General features: G+C 72.0%; 17 protein-coding genes, 1 tRNA gene and 1 pseudogene. 12 read left to right on the top strand and 7 right to left on the bottom strand.

Translation table 11 applies throughout. From position 1 onward, the window contains the following. Positions 1-32 precede the first annotated feature (32 nt). From O7613_RS23270 to O7613_RS23260, 3 genes are all read left to right on the top strand, one after another. The gene (locus O7613_RS23270; RefSeq protein ID WP_282289990.1) at positions 33-1,700 is read left to right on the top strand and encodes a fumarate hydratase; all 1,668 of its coding nucleotides are present in this window, start codon (positions 33-35) and stop codon (positions 1,698-1,700) included. Between the two features lie 262 nt (positions 1,701-1,962). Next, positions 1,963-4,950 carry an AfsR/SARP family transcriptional regulator gene (locus O7613_RS23265; protein ID WP_281586338.1) on the top strand — a complete coding sequence of 996 codons (2,988 nt, stop codon included), beginning with the start codon at positions 1,963-1,965 and terminating at the stop codon, positions 4,948-4,950. 43 nt (positions 4,951-4,993) lie between these two features. Continuing rightward, the gene (locus tag O7613_RS23260; protein ID WP_281586339.1) at positions 4,994-6,403 is read left to right on the top strand and encodes a class II fumarate hydratase; all 1,410 of its coding nucleotides are present in this window, start codon (positions 4,994-4,996) and stop codon (positions 6,401-6,403) included. A gap of 2 nt (positions 6,404-6,405) precedes the next feature. On the opposite strand, the pseudogene O7613_RS23255 reads toward O7613_RS23260, so the two are convergent. Then, positions 6,406-6,669: pseudogene (locus tag O7613_RS23255) on the bottom strand (hypothetical protein). 302 nt (positions 6,670-6,971) lie between these two features. Between O7613_RS23255 and O7613_RS23250 the strand changes: the two are divergent. Further along, positions 6,972-7,562, top strand: a complete 591-nt coding sequence (locus O7613_RS23250; RefSeq protein ID WP_282289989.1) for a GNAT family N-acetyltransferase — start codon at positions 6,972-6,974, stop codon at positions 7,560-7,562. On the opposite strand, the gene O7613_RS23245 is transcribed toward O7613_RS23250, so the two are convergent. Then, complete coding sequence (locus O7613_RS23245) at positions 7,532-8,074, bottom strand: CGNR zinc finger domain-containing protein (RefSeq protein ID WP_282289988.1); 543 nt, start codon at positions 8,072-8,074, stop codon at positions 7,532-7,534. The genes O7613_RS23250 and O7613_RS23245 overlap by 31 nt on opposite strands. Positions 8,075-8,145: 71 nt before the next feature. Between O7613_RS23245 and O7613_RS23240 the strand changes: the two genes are divergently transcribed. Next, positions 8,146-9,108, top strand: coding sequence for an EamA family transporter (locus O7613_RS23240; protein WP_282289987.1), 963 nt, complete (start codon positions 8,146-8,148; stop codon positions 9,106-9,108). Positions 9,109-9,312: 204 nt separating this feature from the next. After that, entirely contained in the window at positions 9,313-11,001 is a 1,689-nt protein-coding gene (locus O7613_RS23235) for a S8 family serine peptidase (RefSeq protein ID WP_282289986.1), read from the top strand. 167 nt (positions 11,002-11,168) lie between these two features. Here O7613_RS23235 and O7613_RS23230 read toward each other — a convergent pair whose 3' ends face one another. Then, entirely contained in the window at positions 11,169-12,245 is a 1,077-nt protein-coding gene (locus tag O7613_RS23230; RefSeq protein ID WP_282289985.1) for a hypothetical protein, read from the bottom strand. A 1,140-nt stretch (positions 12,246-13,385) separates the two neighbouring features. Continuing rightward, positions 13,386-14,033 carry a helix-turn-helix domain-containing protein gene (locus O7613_RS23225; protein WP_281586347.1) on the bottom strand — a complete coding sequence of 216 codons (648 nt, stop codon included), beginning with the start codon at positions 14,031-14,033 and terminating at the stop codon, positions 13,386-13,388. Between the two features lie 63 nt (positions 14,034-14,096). Between O7613_RS23225 and cysS the strand changes: the two genes are divergently transcribed. Further along, the gene (cysS, locus tag O7613_RS23220) at positions 14,097-15,512 is read left to right on the top strand and encodes a cysteine--tRNA ligase (RefSeq protein WP_282289983.1); all 1,416 of its coding nucleotides are present in this window, start codon (positions 14,097-14,099) and stop codon (positions 15,510-15,512) included. Then, the gene (gene rlmB / locus O7613_RS23215) at positions 15,512-16,639 is read left to right on the top strand and encodes a 23S rRNA (guanosine(2251)-2'-O)-methyltransferase RlmB (protein WP_281586349.1); all 1,128 of its coding nucleotides are present in this window, start codon (positions 15,512-15,514) and stop codon (positions 16,637-16,639) included. The genes cysS and rlmB overlap by 1 nt, the downstream gene beginning before the upstream one ends. A 57-nt stretch (positions 16,640-16,696) precedes the next feature. Here rlmB and ugpC read toward each other — a convergent pair whose 3' ends face one another. Further along, positions 16,697-17,788 carry a sn-glycerol-3-phosphate ABC transporter ATP-binding protein UgpC gene (ugpC, locus tag O7613_RS23210; protein WP_282289982.1) on the bottom strand — a complete coding sequence of 364 codons (1,092 nt, stop codon included), beginning with the start codon at positions 17,786-17,788 and terminating at the stop codon, positions 16,697-16,699. Between the two features lie 367 nt (positions 17,789-18,155). Between ugpC and O7613_RS23205 the strand changes: the two genes are divergently transcribed. After that, positions 18,156-18,232 (top strand) — tRNA-Thr (locus O7613_RS23205). Between the two features lie 37 nt (positions 18,233-18,269). On the opposite strand, the gene O7613_RS23200 is transcribed toward O7613_RS23205, so the two are convergent. After that, a complete protein-coding gene (locus O7613_RS23200; protein WP_282289981.1) occupies positions 18,270-18,971 on the bottom strand; it encodes a DUF4386 domain-containing protein in 702 nt (233 codons plus the stop codon). A 212-nt stretch (positions 18,972-19,183) separates the two neighbouring features. Between O7613_RS23200 and O7613_RS23195 the strand changes: the two genes are divergently transcribed. The 3 genes from O7613_RS23195 (at position 19,184) to O7613_RS23185 (ending at position 20,734) form a co-directional block, all read left to right on the top strand. Continuing rightward, positions 19,184-19,585: an AraC family transcriptional regulator gene (locus O7613_RS23195; RefSeq protein WP_281586352.1), complete on the top strand. Its 402-nt coding sequence runs from the start codon at positions 19,184-19,186 to the stop codon at positions 19,583-19,585. A 35-nt stretch (positions 19,586-19,620) separates the two neighbouring features. Next, the gene (locus tag O7613_RS23190; RefSeq protein ID WP_282289979.1) at positions 19,621-20,055 is read left to right on the top strand and encodes a VOC family protein; all 435 of its coding nucleotides are present in this window, start codon (positions 19,621-19,623) and stop codon (positions 20,053-20,055) included. 67 nt (positions 20,056-20,122) lie between these two features. Continuing rightward, positions 20,123-20,734, top strand: a complete 612-nt coding sequence (locus O7613_RS23185) for a histidine phosphatase family protein (RefSeq protein WP_281586354.1) — start codon at positions 20,123-20,125, stop codon at positions 20,732-20,734. Here the strand turns inward: O7613_RS23185 and O7613_RS23180 are convergent. Next, entirely contained in the window at positions 20,731-21,174 is a 444-nt protein-coding gene (locus tag O7613_RS23180; RefSeq protein WP_282289977.1) for a hypothetical protein, read from the bottom strand. The two genes, O7613_RS23185 and O7613_RS23180, sit on opposite strands and share 4 nt — an antisense overlap. Between the last annotated feature and the right edge of the window lie 12 nt (positions 21,175-21,186).

Raw genomic sequence — 21,186 nt, 5'->3', positions numbered from 1 at the left:
CGATCGATCGCTCTGCCCTAGGCTTTTCGGTCATGAGCAGTGCCACCGCCTTCTCGTACGCGCCCCTGCTGCCGACCGGTCCGGACCAGACGGAATACCGCCTGGTCACCGACGAGGGCGTGGACGTCGTCAACGGCCCGGGTGGCCGCCGGTTCCTCACCGTCGAACCGGCCGCGCTCACCGCGTTGACCGCCGAGGCCATGCACGACATCGCCCACTTCCTGCGCCCGGCCCACCTGGCCCAGCTCCGGTCGATCATCGACGATCCGGCGGCCTCGCCGAATGACCGGTTCGTCGCGCTCGACCTGCTGCGCAACGCCAACATCGCGGCCGGCGGCGTGCTGCCGATGTGCCAGGACACCGGCACCGCGATCGTGATGGGCAAGCGCGGTCGGCACGTGCTCACCGACGGCGCCGACGCGGAGGCGATCTCGCGCGGCGTCTACCAGGCGTACACCCGGCTCAACCTGCGCTACTCCCAACTCGCGCCGTTGACCATGTGGGACGAGCGGAACACCGGCAGCAACCTGCCGGCGCAGGTGGAGCTGTACGCCGAGGACCCGGACGGGCACCCCGACGCGTACAAGTTCCTCTTCATGGCCAAGGGCGGCGGTTCGGCCAACAAGTCCTACCTCTACCAGGAGACCAAGGCGCTGTTGAATCCGACGCGGATGATGCAGTTCCTGGAGGAGAAGCTGCGGCTGATCGGCACCGCCGCCTGCCCGCCCTACCACCTGGCGATCGTCATCGGCGGCACCTCGGCGGAGTACGCCCTGAAGACCGCCAAGTACGCCTCGGCGAAATATCTGGACGCGCTGCCGACGCGGGGTTCGATGAGCGCGCACGGCTTCCGTGACCTGGAGTTGGAGGCCGAGGTGCTGGAGCTGACCCGCAACTTCGGCATCGGCGCGCAGTTCGGCGGTCGCTACTTCTGCCACGACGTGCGGGTGGTCCGGCTGCCCCGGCACGGCGCCTCCTGCCCGGTCGCCATCGCGGTCTCGTGTTCCGCCGACCGTCAGGCGGTTGCCAAGATCACCCCGTCGGGTGTGTGGCTGGAGCGACTCGAAACCGACCCGGCGCGCTTCCTGCCCGACGTCACCGACGAGACACTGGACACCGAGACCGTCGTCCGCGTCGACCTGAACCGGCCGATGGCCGAGATCCGGGCCGAGTTGTCGCAATACCCGGTGAAGACGCGCCTGTCGCTTACCGGCCCGCTCGTCGTCGCCCGTGACATCGCCCACGCGAAGATCGCCGAGCGGCTGGACGCCGGCGAGCCGATGCCGCACTATCTGCGCGACCACGCGGTCTACTACGCCGGCCCGGCCAAGACCCCGGAGGGCTACGCCTCCGGGTCGTTCGGCCCCACCACGGCCGGCCGGATGGACGCCTATGTGGAGAGGTTCCAGGCGGCCGGCGGTTCGATGGTGATGCTGGCCAAGGGCAACCGGTCCGCTCAGGTGACCCGCTCCTGCCACGCCCACGGTGGGTTCTACCTCGGCTCGATCGGCGGTCCGGCCGCCCGGCTCGCCCAGGACTGCATCAAGCACGTCGAGGTGCTCGAATATGCCGAGCTGGGCATGGAGGCGGTCTGGAAGATCGAGGTGGAGGACTTCCCCGCCTTCATCGTCGTGGACGACAAGGGCAACGACTTCTTCGCCGAGGTCACCAAGCCGGTGCTCACCGTCGGCCGCCGCTGACTTCGCCGCCGTACGCGAGGGGCGCCCGGGCCAGGCCCGCGCGCCCCTCGGCGCGTTCGCCGTGCATCGACATCGGTGCGCCTGACCAGCCTCGCGGCCGGGCAGGCGCACCGCCCCCGTCGGATGCCGTCACCGACAACCGGATTGAGTCTGGGCGCAGGCGCTGTCGATCCGCTATCACATCACTATCGCCTCCACGCGGCGTTCGGTGATCGTCGGGCTACGCTGCTGGAAGGTGCAACCGGGCGTACGGGGGTCGCAGATGCGGTTCGGGATCCTGGGCCCGCTGCGGGTGGGCGGCGGCGAAGCCACCGTCACCGCAGGTCGGGACCGGATCGTGCTCGCCATGCTGCTGTTGCGCGCCGGTCGGGTGGTGCCGACCGAGGAGCTTGTCGACGCCATCTGGGAGGAACGCCCGCCGGCCACCGCCCGCGCCCAGCTCCAGATCTGCGTGTCGCGACTGCGGCACCGGTTCGTGGTGCTGGGCCTGCCCGCCGACACCATCGTCACCGACCCCGCTGGTTACGGGATCCGGGTCGGGCCGGACGATCTGGACGCCGAGGTGTTCGCCCGCATCGTGGAGACCGCCCGCGCGGCGGTGAGCGCCGGTCGGGCGACCGAGGCGCGTGAGCACTACCGGGCCGCGCTGGCGCTGTGGCGCGGCCCCGCGCTGGCCGGCATTCCCGCCCGGAGCGTACGGCGGCGGGCGCAGACGCTCGACGAGCAGCGGCTCGCGATCCTGGAGGAGTGCGTCGACGTCGAGCTGCGGCTGCGCCGGGCGGCCGACCTGGTCGACGAGCTGGCCGAGAACGTCGAGCGGCACCCGCTGCGGGAACGGCTGCGCGGGCAGTTGATGCAGGCGCTGTCCGCGCTGGGCCGGCAGGCGGACGCGCTCGCCGTCTACCGGGAGGGGCGGCGGATCTACGCCGAGGAGTTGGGCATCGAACCCGGCTCGGCGCTCCAGGCGCTGCACCAGCGGCTGCTGGCCGGTGACGACGCCGGGAGCGGGCCGGCGGTCGCGCCCCGGGCCGTTCCGGTGCGCGCCCTGCCCCGGGCCATCAGCGACTTCACCGGGCGGCAGCAGACCATGGCCCGGCTGGTGAAGGAGATCGTGGCCGAGGGCGCCCGCCTGCACCTGATCGACGGGATGGCCGGGAGCGGTAAGACCACCCTCGCCGTGCAGGTCGCGACCGCCGTGCGGGAGCAGTTCCCGGACGCGCAGCTCTTCATCGACCTGCACGGTTACAGCGAGCGCACCCCGTTGACCGCCGCCGCCGCGGCCGGGACGTTGCTCCGGCAGCTCGGGGTGCCCCCCGAGCGGGTGCCGGTCGACCCGGAGGACCGGCTGGCCATGTGGCGCTCCGAACTCGCCGACCGGCGGGCCGCGGTGGTGCTCGACAATGCGGCGAGCGCCCGCCAGGCCGCCGCGTTGCTGCCCAGCGGCCCGGACAATCTGGTGCTGGTGACGAGCCGCCGCCGGCTGGTCGGTCTCGACGACGGGCGTCCCCACTCGCTGCCAGTCCTGGACCCGGACGAGGCGCTGGAACTGCTCGGCCGGGTGGTCGGCGTCGACCGGATCGGCGCGGAGCCGGCGGCGGCGGCCGAGGTGGTCAGGCGGTGCGGCTACCTGCCACTCGCCATCCGGCTGGCCGGCGCCCGCCTGGCGCACCGTCCGCTCTGGCGGGTCGCCGACCTGGCGCAGCGGCTGACCGAGGCACAGGATCCGCTGGCCGAGCTGGCGGCCGGCGAGCGTTCGGTGGGTCATGCCTTCGCCCTGTCGTACGCCCAGGTCTCGGCGCCGGCCCGGCGGTTGTTCCGGCTGCTCGGGCTGCACCCGGGGGTGCGGTTCGACAACCGGGTGGCGGCAGCGCTCATCGAGCTGCCGCTGCCCGAGACACAGGACCTGCTCGACGAGCTTGTCGACGCGCATCTGGCCGAGGAGGTGGAGCCGGGCCGTTACCGCCTCCACGACCTGCTGCGGGAGTACGCCCGCCGGCTGTTGGCCGAGTCCGAGCATGCGGAGGAACGACGGGCCGGTGTCGACCGGCTGATCGAATACCACCTTCAGGTGGCGGCAGCTCTCGCGATCCTCGCCGAGGCCAAGCCGAGCGGCATGGCGAACGTCGTGCTCCCACCGCCGCGTCGTCCCGACCTGGTGCTCACCCAGGAACGGCGGGGCCTGTCCTGGTTCGACGAGAACCGGGCCACGCTCACCGCGTTGGTTCGCCTCGCCGAGTCGGAGGGCCTGCTCGACCACTGCTGGCAGCTCACCCGGGCGTTCTGGTGGTCCAACTTCGTCGGTGGCCACCTCGACGAGCTGGTCGAGACGCACGACGTGGCCCTCCGGGCGGCGACCGTGTCGGGCAACGACGAGGCGGTGGCCATCACCATGAACTACCTCGCCTCGGCGAAGTTCCGGCTCGGCCGTTACGCCGAGTCGGTCCGGCTGATGGAGGCGGTCGTCGACCGCTACCGCCGGCTCGGCCTGCGTCAGGAACGGGTGCAGGCGCTCGGCAACCTCGCCGCCGCGTGTTTCGGCGGCGACGAGTACGAACGCTGCCTGGAGTGCCTGGACGAGGCCCACCGGACCGCCCGCTACCCGGAGGACGCCGGGCTGATGGCGACCCTGTTCAACATGCTCTCGATCGTGCTGCTCTTCCGGGGCCGGTACGACCTGGCCCTCCGGGCGGCCCGCCAGCACGTCCTGCTGGCCCGGGAGGGCGGTGAGTTCCGGCACACCGGGAACGCGATCGGCCACCTCGGCATGATCCGGCACCGCATGGGCGACCTGGGGCCCGCCCGCCGGCTGCTCCGGGCGGCGCTGCGGGTCAAGCGGTCCAGCGCCAACCGGTTCGGCGAGGGGGAGATCCTCAACGAGATCGGCCTGATGGAGCAGGAGGCGGGGCGTCCGGCCGAGGCCGAGGCCCGGCACCGCGCCGCGCTGCTGGCGATGACCGACGCCGGCGACCGGGTCGGGCAGTGCGCGTCCCGCAACCTGCTGGCGCGCGCCCTGCGCGCGCTCGGTGACGTGGACACCGCGCTCGACCTGCACCGGCGGGTGATGACCGACGCCACCCGGCTCGGCCTCCGCTACGAGCAGGGGCGGGCCCTCGACGGGCTGGCCCGCTGCCTGCGCGACACCGACCCGGCGCAGGCCCGCCGGTACGCCGCCCGGGCGCTTGTGCTGTTCCGCCAGGTCGAGTCGCCGGACCGGCGGGCGACCGAGGAGTTGCTGGCCGAGCTGGGTTGAGGGCGGCCCGCTTTCCCTGCACGTCGGCGGGTGGCGGGGCAGGATGGTACGGGTGACGACTCCAGAGGCGACCGGTTACCGGATCGAACGCGACTCGATGGGCGAGGTGGAGGTGCCCGCCGAGGCGCTGTGGCGGGCACAGACGCAGCGCGCGGTGCAGAACTTCCCGATCTCGGGGCGCGGGCTCGAACCGGCCCAGATCAAGGCGCTGGCGCAGATCAAGGGCGCGGCTGCCCAGGTCAACGGCGAGCTGGGGGTGATCGACGCGGACGTGGCCGAGGCCATCGCCACCGCCGCCGCCCATGTGGTCGCCGGCGGTTACGACGACCAGTTCCCGGTGGACGTGTTCCAGACCGGTTCCGGCACCTCGTCCAACATGAACACGAACGAGGTGATCGCGTCGCTGGCGAGCCGCGAGCTGGGCCGGGACGTCCACCCGAACGACCACGTCAACGCGTCGCAGTCCAGCAACGACGTCTTCCCCACCTCGATCCACCTGGCCGCCACCCAGTTCGTGGTGGAGGATCTGCTTCCCTCGTTGACCCAGCTCGCCATGGCGTTGGAGGCGAAGGCGGCCGAGTTCGAGACCGTGGTCAAGGCCGGCCGTACCCACCTGATGGACGCCACCCCGGTCACCCTGGGGCAGGAGTTCGGTGGGTACGCCGCACAGGTCCGCTACGGCGTCGAGCGGCTGGAGATGGCGCTGCCCCGGCTGGCCGAGCTGCCGCTCGGCGGCACCGCCGTGGGCACCGGCATCAACACCCCGCTGGGTTTCGCGGGCAAGGTGATCGGGCGCCTGCGGGACTCGACCGGCCTGCCGCTGTCCGAGGCGCGCAACCACTTCGAGGCGCAGGGCGCCCGGGACGCCCTGGTGGAGACGTCGGGCCAGCTCCGCACCGTCGCGGTCAGCCTCTACAAGATCGCCAACGACGTACGCTGGATGGGGTCCGGCCCTCGCGCCGGTCTGCGTGAGCTGCGCATCCCCGATCTCCAACCCGGATCGTCGATCATGCCCGGCAAGGTCAACCCGGTGGTGGCCGAGGCGATGCGCCAGGTTTGCGCCCAGGTGGTCGGCAACGACGCGGCGGTGGCGTTCGCCGGTTCGCAGGGCGACTTCGAGCTGAACGTGATGCTCCCGGTGATGGGCCGGAACCTGCTGGAGTCGATCAAGCTGATCGCCGCGTCGAGTCGACTCTTCGCGGAGCGCCTGGTGGCCGGCCTGGTCGCGGACGCCGAGGTCTGCCTGGCGTACGCGGAAGGGTCGCCGTCGATCGTCACGCCGCTCAACCGCCACCTGGGGTACGACGAGGCCGCCTCGATCGCCAAGGAGGCGCTTGCCAAGCAGGTCTCCATCCGCGAGGTGGTGATCTCGCGCGGCCACGTCGACTCGGGCAAGCTCACCGAGACCCAGCTCGACGAGGCGCTGGACCTGCTCCGGATGACCCACCCCTGAGGTCAGGGCATCGCCCGACGGCGGGCCCAGCCGAGGAAGCGGTGGAACAGGACGGCCGGGTCGAGCCGGTCGTCCGGGTGCACCCGGTGCAGGTCGGCGGTCGCCTCGTAGAGCACGCCGCAGAGATGGACGCTGAGCCCGACCGGGTCGGTGGCGTACTCGCCGACCAGGGTGAGGCGCGCGGTGGCGCACGGTCAGGGCGTGCCGCAGGAGCGGCACAGCCAGAGCGGGCGCAGGGGCAGGTGCGGTCGGTCGGATGTGGGCATGCGCGGTCCCTTTCGAGCTGAGTCGGTGGTGACATCGCCGCCCCCGGCCGTGGTGGGACCGCCCGGCCGGGGAGCGAGTGGCCCCACCACGACGGCCTGCTCGGGCTTCAGGACCGGGGCCTGGTAGTGGGCTTGCCGGGTCGTGGCCTCTGGGTCGCGGAGGAACTGCCGAGCTAGCGCGGTGACGCAGATCTTGGAATGGAATGGCCCCCAGAGGGGCCCAAATTTTCCAAGATCCACCGCAGCGTGCCGCGGCGGTAAATGCCTCGCTCGGGGGCCGGGGGTGGCGGGATGATCCGGCCGTGGGTGACGACGGGGTGTTGCTGGAGACCGCGCGGCTGACGCTCCGGCCGTTCACCGTGGACGACGTGGATCGGCTGGTCGCGCTGGACGCCGATCCGGTGGTCATGCGGTTCCTGACCAACGGCGTGCCGACGCCGGCCGGGACGATTCGCGACGAGGTGCTGCCCCGGCTGCTGGCGCAGTACGACAGCTATCCCGGCCTCGGCCGCTGGGCCGCGCTCGACCGGTTCACCGGTGAGTTCCTCGGCTGGTTGGCGCTCGACCCGTCCGACGACGGCGGCGAGGGGGAGCTGGGTTACCGGCTGCGCCGCGCCGCGTGGGGGCACGGGCTGGCCACCGAGGGCGCGCGGGCGCTGGTGCGGCACGGGTTCGACACGGTCGGCCTCCGCCGGGTGTGGGCGCAGACGATGGCGGTCAACGACCGGTCCCGCGCGGTGCTGGCCCGCGCGGGGTTGCGCTACGTCCGCACGTTCCACCTGACGTTCGACGATCCGATTCCGGGTACGGAGCACGGCGAGGTGGAGTACGAGCTGCGCCGGGAGGACTGGCCCGGGGCGCGTCAGGAGTGGGACGCCTTGCGCGCCCGGTAGGCGCTGACCGCGGCCCGGTTGCCGCAGCCGGCGTCGCAGAACCGGCGGGACCGGTTCTTCGACAGGTCGACGAGCACGTTGTCGCAGTCGGGGTGGTCGCACCGGCGCAGCCGGCTAAGCTCGCCCGCCCGAACCAGGTCGGCCAGGGCCATCGCGGCCTCGACCGCCATCCGGGTCGCCAGCGGCGCGTCGCGGGGCACGGCGTGCAGATGGTACGGCTCGCCGTCGTGCCGGATGAGCTGCGGCAGGGCGCGGGACTCGCGGAGCAGCAGGTTGACGATCTCCACCACCTCGTCGGTGTCGGCGTACCAGATCCGGCGCAGCCGGGGTCGTAGCGCGCGGACCTGGAGCAGCTCGGCGTCGGTGTGCTCGTGCCGGCCGCTCCACCCGTGCGCGGTGAAGAACTCGTCGAGCGCGGCCACGTCGGGCAGGCCCTCCCGGCCCGGGCCGGTGGTGTTCACAAGCGCGGCGGCGGCGGCCAACCCGCATTCGGTGTCATGAGCAAAAAGCAACTTGACTCCTGTCGTGGACCACCCCTAGCGTCATCAGCGTAGCGCTTTTCACTCATGACCAGGAGCTGCCGATGCGTGAACGGTCCGGTGCCGGGCTCGGCCTGGCCCTGCTCTCCGCGGTCACGTTCGCCACCTCGGGCACGTTCGCCCGCCCGCTGGTCACCGGCGAGTGGTCGGCGGTGGCCGTGGTGATCGCCCGGGTCGGCATCGCCGCGCTGGTGCTGGCCGTGCCCGCCCTGCTGGCGCTGCGCGGCCGGTGGCCGGTGCTACGCCGCACCGGGTTGACCGTGGTGCTGTTCGGGCTGCTCGGCGTGGCCATGGCCCAGGCGTGCTTCTTCAACGCGGTCCGCTACCTCCCGGTCGGTGTGGCGCTCCTGCTGGAATACCTCGGCATCGTGCTCGTGGTCGGGTGGATGTGGCTGGTCCACGGGCAGCGTCCCCGGCTGCTGACCGTGGCCGGATCGCTCACCGCCCTGGCCGGGCTGGTGCTGGTCCTCGACCTCACCGGCGCCGGCCGCCTCGACCCGGTGGGCGTGCTCTGGGGGCTCGGCGCCGGGATCGGGCTGGCCGGATACTTCGTCATCGCCGGTCGCATCGACGCCGACCTGCCCTCGGTGGTGATGGCGAGCGGCGGCATGGCCGTCGGCGCGGTGGCGCTGCTGCTGCTCGGCGCGGTCGGGATCCTCCCGCTGGCCGCCGGCACCGCCGACGTCAGCTTCGCCGGGCACCGGATGAGCTGGCTGGTGCCGATCGCCGGGCTGTCGCTGATCGCCGCCGTGGTCGCGTACCTGACCGGGGTCGCCGCGGCGCGGCTGCTCGGTGCCCGCCTCGCCTCCTTCGTGGGGCTGACCGAGGTGATGTTCGCGGTGCTGATCGCCTGGCTGGTGCTGAACGAGCTGCCGAGCGCGATCCAGTTGGTCGGCGGCGTACTCATCGTCGGCGGCGTCGCCCTGGTGCGGGTGGACGAGCTGCGGGCCGGCCCCGGGACGGCGGCACCGGTCACGGCCGAGCCCGCGCTGGCTGGCGAGCGGTAGCGGCCCGACGTGTCGCACGCTCTCCCTGAGGGGGACCGGGGCACCGGACGCCGAGGTGTCCACGTCGGTCGACCTGCCCGACGTGGTGACTGCGTTGACGAGCGCGAATGCCTGATTGCGGACTATTACGGACGTGCATCTGGCGAAACCCGCGTCCATGTTGTGGGATGACTGCCACGTCCCTCAACGAGAGGATCTGATGTGGTGAGCAAGCGCTTCACCGCCGGCGCGGTCGCGGTCGCGGCCTCGCTGGCACTCACGGTGACCGGCCTGGGTGTCCCGGCGACCGCCGCGCCGTCCAGTACCCGGACCTTCACCGTGCTGGCGGAGAGCGGTGTGTCCACCGACGCCGCGATTGCCGCGATCAAGGCGGCCGGCGGCACGGTCGTCTCCCGCACCGACGACGTCGGTCTCTTCCAGGTCACCAGCGACCGGGCTGACTTCGCGAGCCGGGCCACCGCCGCCGGCGCGCTGCTCGGCGCCGCCGAGGAGAAGGCGATCGGCCGTAAGCCGAAGCTGGACCGGGTCGAGCAGGAACACCTGACGACCCCCGGCGCGCGCAAGGGCAAGGCCGCCAAGGGCAAGGCCAAGAAGATGGACCCGCTGGACGACAAGCTCTGGGGTCTGGACATGATCCGGGCCGACAAGGCCCGCAAGATCGAGCCCGGTGACCGCCGGGTGACCGTCGGCGTCCTGGACACCGGCCTCGACGCCAGCCAGCCCGACCTGGCACCCAACTTCAACTGGGCGCTGTCGCGCAACTTCGCGCCGGACATGCCCGACGTCGACGGACCGTGCGAGGTGGCGAGCTGCCTCGACCCGGTCGGCACCGACGACGGCGGGCACGGCACGCACGTGGCCGGCACCATCGGCGCCGCCGCCAACGGCTTCGGCCTCTCCGGCGTGGCCCCGAAGGTCTCCCTGGTCGAGCTGAAGGGTGGTCAGGACAGCGGCTACTTCTTCCTCAACCCGGTGGTCAACGCGCTGGTCCACGCCGGCCGTTCCGGGCTGGACGTGGTCAACATGTCCTTCTACGTCGACCCGTGGCTCTACAACTGCGCCGCCAACCCGGCCGACTCGCCGGAGGCGCAGGCCGAGCAGCGGACCATCATCGAGGCCATGAAGCGGGCGCTGACCTTCGCCCACCGCAAGGGCGTCACGCTCGTCGGCGCGCTCGGCAACAACCACGAGGACCTGGGCGCCCCCCGCACCGACGTGAGCAGCCCGGACTACGGCTCCGACCCGTACCCGCGGCCGATCGACAACGCGAGCTGCTGGGACCTGCCCACCGAGGGCCCGCACGTGATCAGCGTGTCGGCGGTCGGCCCGTCCGGTAAGAAGTCCGACTACTCGAACTACGGCACCGAGCAGACCGCGGTGGCGGCCCCGGGCGGCTGGTTCCGGGACGGCTTCGGCACCGACAGCTACCTCACCGACGCCAACATGATCCTCTCCACGTACCCGAAGAAGGTGCTGCAGGAGGAGGGGTCGGTCGACGAGAACGGCAACATCGTGGCCGGCTTCGAGGAGTCGGTGTTCAAGCAGTGCACCGCCAAGGGCGAGTGTGGCTACTACACCTACCTCCAGGGCACCTCGATGGCGTCGCCGCACGCCGCGGGCGTGGCCGCGCTGATCGTCAGCCGGTTCGGCAAGAAGCAGGGCCGGGACGGCTTCGGCATGGCGCCGGACCAGGTCGAACAGCACCTCTACCGGACGGCGGCCGAGCACGCCTGCCCGGAGCCGCGGCTGCAGACCTACACCAACGAGGGCCGCAGCGCCGAGTTCGACGCGTACTGCGCGGGATCGCTGAACTTCAACGGCTTCTACGGCTACGGCATCGTCGACGCCTACGCCGCGGTGAAGACCCCGCTGAAGCCCAACGCGCGGCCGTAACAGCAATCGGGTACGGAGAAGCCCGGGCGGCGCTGGTCGCCCGGGCTCCTCCGTGCCGTGCCGCCGAACGCGCACGATGGCCCTCCACCGGTGGCCGCCCGGCGTGAAGTTTGTGCAGCCGCCCGCAGCTCCCGGCGACAGCGGACGGGCCCGGTCCATCACACCCGTCACGGACGCCAACCCCGAGCCACGAGGGCGGCGCGAATCTCACGGACCAGGGGCGGAAACTCGCTACGCAGGCGGCGGCCGGTCACGTGCAGCACCAGCCAACCGGCCTCGACGAGCTGGTTGAGTCGGCGGCGGTCCCGGTGCATCCGGTCGGCATCGAGGTGCCACCTACCGTCGTACTCCACGGCCACCCGGAACTCCGGCCAGGCCAGATCGGGATGCAGGACGACGCCTGTCGACACGCGCACCGGATGCTGCGCCACCGGCTGCGGCAGGCCGGCGAACATCAGGCGCACCCGCAGATGAGACTCGGGTGGCGACTGGGCGCACCCGTCGGTCAGGCTGAACACCCAGGACGCCCGGCGGCCACCCGGCCGGCCCGTGTTCCGGGCCGCCTCGGTGGCCAACCCGGACTGACTGACCGCGCCGAGCCGCAACAGCCCGTCGATGATGCCGACCGCCCGCACGGGGTCGGCCCAGACCGCCGTCTCCCAGGCGCAGACCGCGGGCGCGGTGCGGGGCGGGGGACCGTTCGGGTCTGGCGGCTTGGTTCGGTCTGGTGGTCCGCTCTGGTTTGGTGGCTTGGTTCGGTCTGGTGGTCCGCTCTGGTTTTGTCGCCTGATCCGGTCCGTGGGCCTGTTTCGGTCCGGTGGCGTGGCCTGGATCGGTGGCATGGTCGGGTCCGGTGGCCGGTCACGGGGCAGGCCGCGACCGGTCGGCGCGGCGCCGGCGGGGACCAACAGGCCGCTGCGTGTGCTGATCATCGGGGCGTGGTGCACCCGGACGCCCGGATGAGAATCGGCCCGGACCATGGCCGGCAGGAGGACGTGCACGTCGTCAGTGAAATCGGCGGCATGTTCGACGCCGTGCAGGTAGGCCGCCGACGGGCCGGCGATCAGGGTGCCGGGCGGCATGCGGAGCAGGACGGCCCGGCAGGCCAGGGCGTGGTCGCGGTCCAGGCGGGCATCGCCGTAGACGTCCTGCCGGAGCCGGACCCAGGACGCGCCCCGGAGATGGTGGCGGGACAGCAGCCCGCGCCGGACCGCGTCCGAGCCCCGGAAGACCTGCCATGCCAACTGCGGCGGTCTATGTGGATGAGGTGGCATGCGACAAGCGTGCGGGCGGGCCGGCACCCACCGACACCCCTGTGGACAACCGCGCCTCGCCTCGGTCGCCGCCCCTGTGGACAACCCACCAACCGGCCGCTGAATGTGCTAGGGCTCCGCGCCCCGCCCGCGTCGTCATTGGAAGATCGACTCCATTTCGCCGAGGTGGCGTGATCGGGCTGCTTTCGACAGCGCCACTTCGCCGAGCTGGCGGGTGGTGGTCGGTCCGCAGGTCGTCCCGTGAGCCGGATGACCTACGGAGGAGGACACGGGCGTGTGAGCGAGCAAACGTGGCGTCGCCTCGCGTGCTCGGGTGGTTCGCTGCCCGGCGCTGCCCGGCATGGCAATGCGGGCACTGCCCGGCACTGCACTGCACTGCTCGGCACTGCACTGCTCGGCACTGCACTGCACTGCACTGCTCTGCTCTGCTCGGCACTGCACTGCACTGCTCGGCACTGCACTGCACTCCACTGTTCGGCACTCCACTGCTCGGCACTGCACTGCACTGCACTCCACTCCACGGCTCGGCTCGGCTCGGCTCGGCACGGCGCTGCGCGGTTGGCACGGCCTGGCCGGAGCAGGGCGACGGCGATGATCAACTCCATTTCGCCGAGGTGGGGCCATCCGACCGTGCGGATGCCGCCACTTCGCCGATGTGGTGCCGGACCCGTCGGATCGGTCGGGTCGGTCGGGTCGGTCGGGTCGGTCGGGTTGGTTGGGTGCGGTGGGGCACTGGCTTGGATGGATCGGGGCGGCCTGACGCAAAGCCTGCCGAACGGGGTGCATCGAGATGATCAACTCCATCTCGCCGAGGTGGCGGTATCCACCCGGCCCCGATAGCGCCACTTCACCGAGCTGGCGCCCGCGTACCCGAGTGCTGAAGTGCCCGAGTGCCCGAGTGCCCGAGTGCCCGAGTGCCCGAGTGCCCGAGTGCCCGAGCGCTGGAGTGCTGGAGTGCTGGAGTGCTGAAGTGCCCGAGTGCCCGAGTGCTGGAGTGCTGGAGTGCTGGAGTGCTGAAGTGCCCGAGTGCCCGAGTGTGGGAGCGGGACCTCGCGGCCGTGGTGGCTGGGCGGCGGGCAGCAAATGACTCTCGCGCCTCCGCGGGCGAGGTCAGGAGAGGGCGGCGGCGACCGCCTCGGCGGCGGCCGTGACCTGGGCGCCGACCTCGGTCACGTCCAGCGGGGTCAGCGACACCACGCCGACGCTGCCCTCCAGCCCGGGCACCCCCAGCACCGGCGCGGCCACCCCGTACGCCCCGGACTGGAGCTCCCCACTGGTGCTGACCGGCCCGGGGTCGCCGGCCCGGCCGGCCAGCACCGCCCGACCCGCCGCGCCCCGCTCCAGCGGGTGCCGGGAGCCGGTCCGGTACGCCACGTGGAACGCGGTCCAGCTCGGCTCGACCACGGCCAGCGCGACCCCTTCGCCGCCCTCGACCACGGTCAGGTGCGCGGTGGCTCCGGTCCGCTCGGCGAGCCGGCGCAGCGCGGGCAACGCCCCCTCGGCGAGCAGAGGCTGGGCGCGTCGAGCCAGGTGCAGCACGCCGACACCCAGCCGGAGCCGGCCCGCGCCGTCGCGCCGGAGCATGCCGTGCCCGGTCAGCGCGCCGACCAGCCGGTAGACCGCCGCCCGCCCGATGCCCAGCCGGTGCGCCGCCTCGGTGACGGTCAGCCCGCCCGGTGCGTCCGCGACGAGGTGCAGCAGCCGCAGACCCCGGTCCAGGGTCTGTGCGGTCTCTCCCGGGCGTGCCTGCGCGTCCACAGCACGCAGCGTACGACCCGGCTCCGGCCAACCGGGAAATGTGCGGACGGCTACCCTTGTGAGGTGACGCTACGCCTGTATGACACCGCCACCCGATCGGTGCGGGACTTCGTCCCGCGGGAAGCCGGCAAGGTGGGGGTCTACCTGTGTGGTCTCACGCTCCAGGCGCCTCCGCACATCGGCCACCTTCGCTCCGGCGTCAACTACGACGTGCTGCGTCGCTGGCTGCTGAGCACGGGTTTCGAGGTCACCTTCATCCGCAACGTGACCGACATCGACGACAAGGTCCTGGCCAAGGCCATGGAGCAGGACCGGCCGTTCTGGTCCATCGCGTACGCGAACGAGCAGATCCTCACCGCCTCCTACCGGGCGCTGAACGTGCTCCCGCCGACGTACGAGCCGCGGGCCACCGGGCACATCCCGGAGATGCACGAGCTGATCGCCCGCCTGATCGACACCGGGCACGCCTACCCGGCCACCGACGGCTCCGGCGACGTCTACTTCGACGTGGCCTCCTGGCCGGCGTACGGCTCGCTGTCCGGGCAGTCCCCGGCGGACATGCAGCCCGCCGGGGACGCCCCCGACCGGGGCAAGCGGGACCCGCGTGACTTCGCGCTCTGGAAGGGCGTCAAGCCGGGCGAACCGGCCGACGCCGCCTGGCCGTCCCCGTGGGGTCGCGGCCGGCCCGGCTGGCACATCGAGTGCTCGGCGATGTGCTGGCGCTACCTGGGCGCCGAGTTCGACATCCACGGCGGCGGGCTCGACCTCACGTTCCCGCACCACGAGAACGAGATCGCCCAGTCGCAGGCCGCCGACCTGCCGTTCGCCCGCTACTGGGTGCACCACGGTCTGCTCGGCATCGGCGGCACCAAGATGGGCAAGTCGCTCGGCAACACGCTCGACCTCGACTACGTGGCGTCGCTCGGGGTGCGCCCGGTGGAGCTGCGCTACTACTACGCCGCCGCGCACTACCGGTCCCGCATCGACTACTCCGAGGACGCGCTGCGGGAGGCCGCGGTCGCGTACCGGCGGATCGAAGGTTTCGTGCAGCGGGCGGCCGAACGGGTCGGCGCGGGTCGACCCGGTGGGCTGCCGGCGGGTTTCGTGGCGGCGATGGACGACGACCTCAACACCTCGGCGGCGCTCGCCGTGCTGCACGAGGTGGTCCGGGACGGCAACACGGCGTTGAGTGGCGGCGACGATGTGACCGTCCGCACCACGCTGGCCGCCACCCGGGCGATGCTGGATATCCTCGGCGTCGACCCCCTGGATTCGGCCTGGACCGGCGGCGACCGCGCGGGTGACCTGCGCGGTGTGGTGGACTCGCTTGTCGCGCTGGCCCTGGAACAGCGCGCCCAGGCCCGCGACCGCAAGGACTGGGCCGCCGCCGACGCCGTCCGCGACCAGCTCAAGCAGGCCGGCGTGGCGGTCGAGGACACCCCCCAGGGCCCGCGTTGGACTATTGGAGAGCAGGACTGATGGCCGGCAACTCACAGCGCCGTGGCCGGCGACTGACGCCGAAGGCAGGCGCCCCCAAGGGCACCGGTGGCAAGAACAAGGACGCCCTCGCCGGCCGGGGTCGCACCCTGCCGGCCGATGAACGGCCCTGGCACAAGGCATACTCCGGCACCGAGAAGCTGCCCCAGCGCACCGCCTGGAAGCAGGACAAGGAGCGCCGTGCCGCCGCCGAGGAAGGGCGCGCGCCCAAGATCGGCCAACCCGGCAGCAAGGACACCACCTGGGGCAAGGGCGGCGGTCGGGGCGTACCCACCGTCAAGGGCCGCAGCGGCGGCGGGAAGCCCGCCGGTCGGTCCGGTGGGCCCCGGGTCGCCCCGGGCCGCAAGTCGAACCCGGCGAAGGACAGCCCCGAGCTGCTCGTCGGGCGCAACCCGGTGCTGGAGTCGCTGCGCACCCAGGTGCCGGCGACCGCGCTCTACACCGCGCAGGGCATCGACGTCGACGACCGGGTCAAGGAGATCGTCCGCACCGCCGCCGACCGGGGCATCGCGATCCTCGAGGTCGGCCGCGCCGAGCTGGACCGGATGACCGGTGGGGTGCTGCACCAGGGCGTCGGCCTCCAGGTGCCGCCGTTCGCCTACGAGCCGTTCGACGACCTGGTCGCCGCCGCGCTGGAGCAGGCCGCCCCGCTGCTCGTCGCGCTGGACGGCGTCACCGACCCGCGCAACCTCGGCGCGGTGATCCGGTCGGCCGCCGCGTTCGGCGCACAGGGTGTCTTCGTACCCGAGCGACGTGCCGCCGGGATCACCGCGACCGCCTGGCGGACCAGCGCCGGCGCGGCCGCGCGCGTGCCGGTCGCCCAGGTTACCAACCTGACCCGGTCGCTCAAGGCGTGCAAGGAGGCCGGCTTCGTCGTGGTCGGCCTCGACGCCGACGGGCAGACCGACCTCTACGACCTGGAGGCCGCGGCCGGCCCGCTCGTCGTCGTGGTCGGCTCGGAGGGGCGCGGACTGTCCCGCCTGGTCGGCGAGACCTGCGACCTGACCGTCAGCATCCCGATGGTCTCCGACGTCGAGTCGCTCAACGCCAGCGTCGCCGCCGCGGTCACGCTCGCCGAGGTCGCCCGCCGCCGGGCCGCCGAAGCCTGACACCGCAGACGAAAAGGGGCGGTCCGCCGTGACGGACCGCCCCTTTTTTCGCGTACGTCAGATCCGCTTGCCGGTGGCGGCGTTGAAGACGTGGTTGCGGCCGGCACGCGGCTTGACGAACACGGTGTCGCCCATGTTCGGCATGCTGCGCCGGTCGGTGCGGACCACGAACCGCTCGTTGTGGCCCTCGAGCGCGGCGTGGCCGTAGATGTTGGCGTCGGAGCCCAGGTCCTCGACCAGCTCGACCACGACCGGCATGCCGCCCTCGGACGGGCTGACCAGGTCGCAGTCCTCCGGCCGGAAGCCGACGGTGACCTTGCCGTCGCCGCCCTCGGCGCGGGCCGCCGCGATCTGCTCGCGGGTCAGCGGAATGGTCATCTCGGCGAACGCGCCGCCCTGCTCGGTCAGCGGCACCGTCTTGATGTTCATGGCCGGGGAGCCCATGAAACCGGCGACGAAGACGTTGGCCGGGGTGTCGTAGAGCGCCCGCGGCGTGTCCACCTGCTGGAGCACACCGTCAAGCATGACCGCCACCCGGTGGCCCATGGTCATGGCCTCGACCTGGTCGTGGGTGACGTAGACCGTGGTGACGCCGAGCTTCGCCTGGAGCGAGGCGATCTGCGTACGGGTCTGCACCCGGAGCTTGGCGTCGAGGTTCGACAGCGGCTCGTCCATGAGGAAGACCTGCGGCTCGCGGACGATCGCGCGGCCCATGGCGACACGCTGGCGCTGACCGCCGGAGAGTGCCTTCGGCTTGCGGCTGAGGAACTCCTCCAACTGGAGGAGGTTGGCCGCCTCCTTGACCCGCCGGTCGATCTCCGCCTTCGAGGTCTTGCGCAGCTTCAGGGCGAACGCCATGTTCTCGTACACCGTCATGTGCGGGTAGAGGGCGTAGTTCTGGAAGACCATCGCGATGTCGCGGGCCTTCGGCGGGAGGTGGGTGACGTCCCGGTCGTCGATGTAGATCGCGCCGTCGTCGACGTCCTCCAGACCGGCGAGCATCCGCAGGCTGGTGGACTTTCCGCAGCCGGACGGGCCGACCAGGACGAGGAATTCCCCGTCACCGATCTGGAGGTCGAGCTGGTTGACGGCGGGGCGCTCGGTGCCCGGATAGATCCGGGACGCCTTCGCGTAGGTGACCGTAGCCATGATGGAGCGCTTCCTTTCACCGGCAGGAACGTGCCGGACGATCCGAGTGGAAGGAGCGACCGGCACCCAGGGTGCCGGCCCGACGGCGCGTCACCCGGGCAGCCGGAGCCGGCCCGGAGTGTCGTCCGTGTCACTGCACCGTAAACGGCTTTCGCGTTTGTGCCAAGGCGAGGAGCAGCGGGTGGGACAGCAGGGACGGACATTCCGGTCAGCGAGGCACGGCGAGGCATCAATCTCCCGGTTTTCGAAGCGATTCGACGACGATCCATCGGCCGATCCCGGTCGGGAAGGTGACGTTTTCCGTGGTCGGGAGCACTGCCGGGCGGGATTTCCGGTGGCCAGTCGCTATGCTGAGCCCGTCACACGCGCCCCTGTAGCTCAGCTGGCCAGAGCACTCGCCTTGTAAGCGAGATGTCGCCGGTTCGATCCCGGCCGGGGGCTCCAATTCCACAAGGCGTTCCCGGCCGATGGCCGTCGACGGTCAGACGGCCGTGTCCTGGGCGGCGCGGTCGTCGGCGGCGACGCCTGCGGTGACCGGCGCGGGCCGGAGACCCTTGACGAGCAGATAGACGCCGAGCGAGAACTCCCACACCGCGATGGGCAGGGCCGCGACCGCGGTCACCGGCGACAGCCGGTCCCACAGGTCGAACAGGACGCCGAGGTCGGCGGCCACGAGCAGGGGCGCCCCGGCGAGTCCGAGCAGCGGAAGAATGCGCGGGACCAGGCGCGACTGGTACAGCAGGGAACCCAGCAACAACGCGTTCACGGCCGGGATGAGGCTCTGGCTGAGCAGGAACATCGAGTCGTAGAGCGCGACCAGCGCCTGCCCGGTGACAAGCGCGTCCGCGCCGGCTCCGGCCCGCCGCAGGGCCACCACCGTGAGGAGGCTCGCGACGCCGACGAAGATGCCGGCGGCCTCCAGCACCCGAGCGGCGACGAAGCCCAGCGCCCGGGCCTCGCCGTACCGTTTGAGCACCGGGAACAGCGCGACGGCGGTGCCGATGCAGGCGAGCGCGACGATCGTCTCGAGCAGGCCGCCGAGGGCGACCGGGGTCTCCGACCCGCTGCCGACGAGGTAGTCCGCTTCGCGTGCCGGGGCGTACAGCCTGAGGGTCGGTATCGAGACGAAGGTGAGCACGTAGCTTCCGCCCGCCACCAGCGAGGTCTTCCGCAGCGAGTCCATCCGGGCTCCTCCCGTGACTGTCGATCAATCGACGGTGATGATGCGGTTACCCTCCTGCGCATCGGGGTGTCGGCGAATCGGCCGCTCGGACAGTCCTCGGCGACGACGGCACCGGGCAGAACTGGGAGGCGTGACGTGGGCGCGCGAGGTGACGGGGTGTTAAACGGGGGCCCTTCCTATACCGAATGCGTTAACAAGGGCCCCCTCCTTACATGAGTCGGGGGGTGGAGGAGTCGAACCGGGCCATGTTGCGGGCCCGGGACGCGATGGACCGGGCGTACGCGCACCCGCTTGACATTCCGGCGCTGGCCCGGATCGCGCACGTGTCGCAGGCGCACTTCATCCGGACCTTCCGGGCCACGTTCGGCGAGACCCCGCACCGCTACCTGCAACGCCGTCGGGTCGAGCGGGCCATGTCGATGCTGCTGGAGACCGACCGGGACGTCACAGACATCTGCCTCGCCGTGGGCTTCGCCAGCCTCGGCACGTTCAGCCGGACGTTCCGGCAGGTCGTCGGCGAGTCGCCGAGCGACTTCCGGCGGCACCGGTCCGCTGCGGCGAACGTGCCGAGTTGCTTCGCGAAATCCTGGACCAGACCGAGCAGTTTTGGATAAGCAGCAGGTCAGGGGCTTGCTCTAGCGTTCGTGGCATGACGATGACTTCGATTTCCCGCTCCCAGATCTACGTGCTCGACCAGGACGAGGCGCTCGACTTCTATGTCGGCAAGCTGGGCATGGAGGTGAACACCGACCAGGATCTCGGCTTCATGCGCTGGTTGACGGTGAACGTGCCGGGCGACCCCGCGCGGGAGATCCTGCTGGAGAAGCCCGGCCCGCCGGCGCTGGACCCGAAGACCGCCGAGCAGGTGCGGGAGGTGCTCACCAAGGGCGCCGCCGGCGGCTTCCTGTTCCTCACCACCGACGACGCGCACAAGGCGTACGCGGATCTGGTCGCCAAGGGCGTGGACGTGACCGACGAGCCGACCGACCGGCCGTACGGGATCGACTTCGGCATCCGCGACCCGTTCGGCAACCGGATCCGGATCGGCCAGATGCACCCGCGGGAGCAGTGGGCGAACGGCTGACCGCGGGGCAGCGGGCATCGGGAGGGGCGACTAGGGTCGGCCCTCCCGATGCATGGTGAGGTGACAGATGCCCAGCCGGCTGCTGTTCCTGGCCCGACACGGCGAGCAGGACGGGGCGGAGGTGGAGGGGAACACCGGCCTTTCCGCGCGGGGCCGGCGGCAGGCGGCCCTCCTCGGCGAGCGGCTGAGCGGGGCGCGGATCGACGCGGTGCACCACGGGCCGCTGCTGCGGGCCGCAGAGACCGCCGAGTTGGTCGTCGCCGCGCTTCCCGGCGTACCCGTGCACTGCTCCGACAGCGTGGGTGACCACCTGCCCCACGACACGGATCCGGCCGGCCTGCCGGCGGCGTACGCCCGGATGTTGGCCGGCTACGACGCGGCCGAGCGGGCCGACGGGCCGCGCCGGACGGCGGAGGCCGTGGCGCGTTTCGCGGCCGTGCCGGCCGAGGGTGACGTACGCGAGCTGGTGGTGACGCACAGCTTCCTGATCGCCTGGTTGGTGCGGCACGCCCTGGACGCGCCGGAGCGGCGTTGGCTCGGCCTGGGCCTGCACAACGCGGGGTTGACCGTGATCCGCTTCAGTGCCGGCGGCCCACCGAACCTGATCGCGGTCAACGACGTCGCGCACCTGCCGCCGGAGCTGCGCGGCACCGGCATGCCGCCGGACTTCGTCTTCTAGCCGGTCGCGCGGGTGAGCAGGCCGACCACCTCGGCGGTGGCGGCCGGCGGGGTGGCCTGCGGCGGGCAGTCCACGTACGAACTCGTGGTCGAGCCGATGGTGAGCCGGTAGTTGAAAGCGTCGGCGCACATGGTCGCCGGCACGGTGACGGCGGCCTCGGCGGTCAGCCGGGGGTCGGCGGTGAGCTGCCGCAGCCGGTCGAGTTCGGCCTCGGTGAGTTGGCCGTCGCGGGCGGTGCCGGACCGGTCGGTCCTGGTCCAGCTCCCGTCGGGCCGCACGGTGATGGTGTCGGTGAGCCCGACGATGCCACCGGATTTCACGAGCGTCACGTTGACGCCGGACGCGGGGGCGGGCGTGGCGACCGGGCCGACGGGCGCCGGTGTGTCGGCACGGGCGCAGCCGGCGAGCGGGGTGAGGATGACGGCGACGGCGGCCGCCATGGCGGGGGCTGC

Origin of the sequence: Micromonospora sp. WMMD975, from assembly GCF_029581215.1 — a bacterium.
In the GTDB taxonomy this organism is placed as follows: domain Bacteria; phylum Actinomycetota; class Actinomycetes; order Mycobacteriales; family Micromonosporaceae; genus Micromonospora.
Note: the sequence above shows the minus strand (reverse complement) of the source record. Positions and strands in the feature narration are given on the sequence as shown.

Bases quoted from the DNA above. Each gene is read 5' to 3' on its own strand.
- O7613_RS23270 (WP_282289990.1), top strand. From the start codon at position 33: ATGAGCAGTGCCACCGCCTTCTCGTACGCGCCCCTGCTGCCGACCGGT.
- O7613_RS23265 (WP_281586338.1), top strand. From the start codon at position 1,963: ATGCGGTTCGGGATCCTGGGCCCGCTGCGGGTGGGCGGCGGCGAAGCC.
- O7613_RS23260 (WP_281586339.1), top strand. From the start codon at position 4,994: ATGGTACGGGTGACGACTCCAGAGGCGACCGGTTACCGGATCGAACGC.
- O7613_RS23240 (WP_282289987.1), top strand. From the start codon at position 8,146: ATGCGTGAACGGTCCGGTGCCGGGCTCGGCCTGGCCCTGCTCTCCGCG.
- rlmB (WP_281586349.1), top strand. From the start codon at position 15,512: ATGGCCGGCAACTCACAGCGCCGTGGCCGGCGACTGACGCCGAAGGCA.
- ugpC (WP_282289982.1), bottom strand. From the start codon at position 17,788: ATGGCTACGGTCACCTACGCGAAGGCGTCCCGGATCTATCCGGGCACC.
- O7613_RS23200 (WP_282289981.1), bottom strand. From the start codon at position 18,971: ATGGACTCGCTGCGGAAGACCTCGCTGGTGGCGGGCGGAAGCTACGTG.
- O7613_RS23195 (WP_281586352.1), top strand. From the start codon at position 19,184: ATGAGTCGGGGGGTGGAGGAGTCGAACCGGGCCATGTTGCGGGCCCGG.
- O7613_RS23190 (WP_282289979.1), top strand. From the start codon at position 19,621: ATGACGATGACTTCGATTTCCCGCTCCCAGATCTACGTGCTCGACCAG.
- O7613_RS23185 (WP_281586354.1), top strand. From the start codon at position 20,123: ATGCCCAGCCGGCTGCTGTTCCTGGCCCGACACGGCGAGCAGGACGGG.
- O7613_RS23180 (WP_282289977.1), bottom strand. From the start codon at position 21,174: ATGGCGGCCGCCGTCGCCGTCATCCTCACCCCGCTCGCCGGCTGCGCC.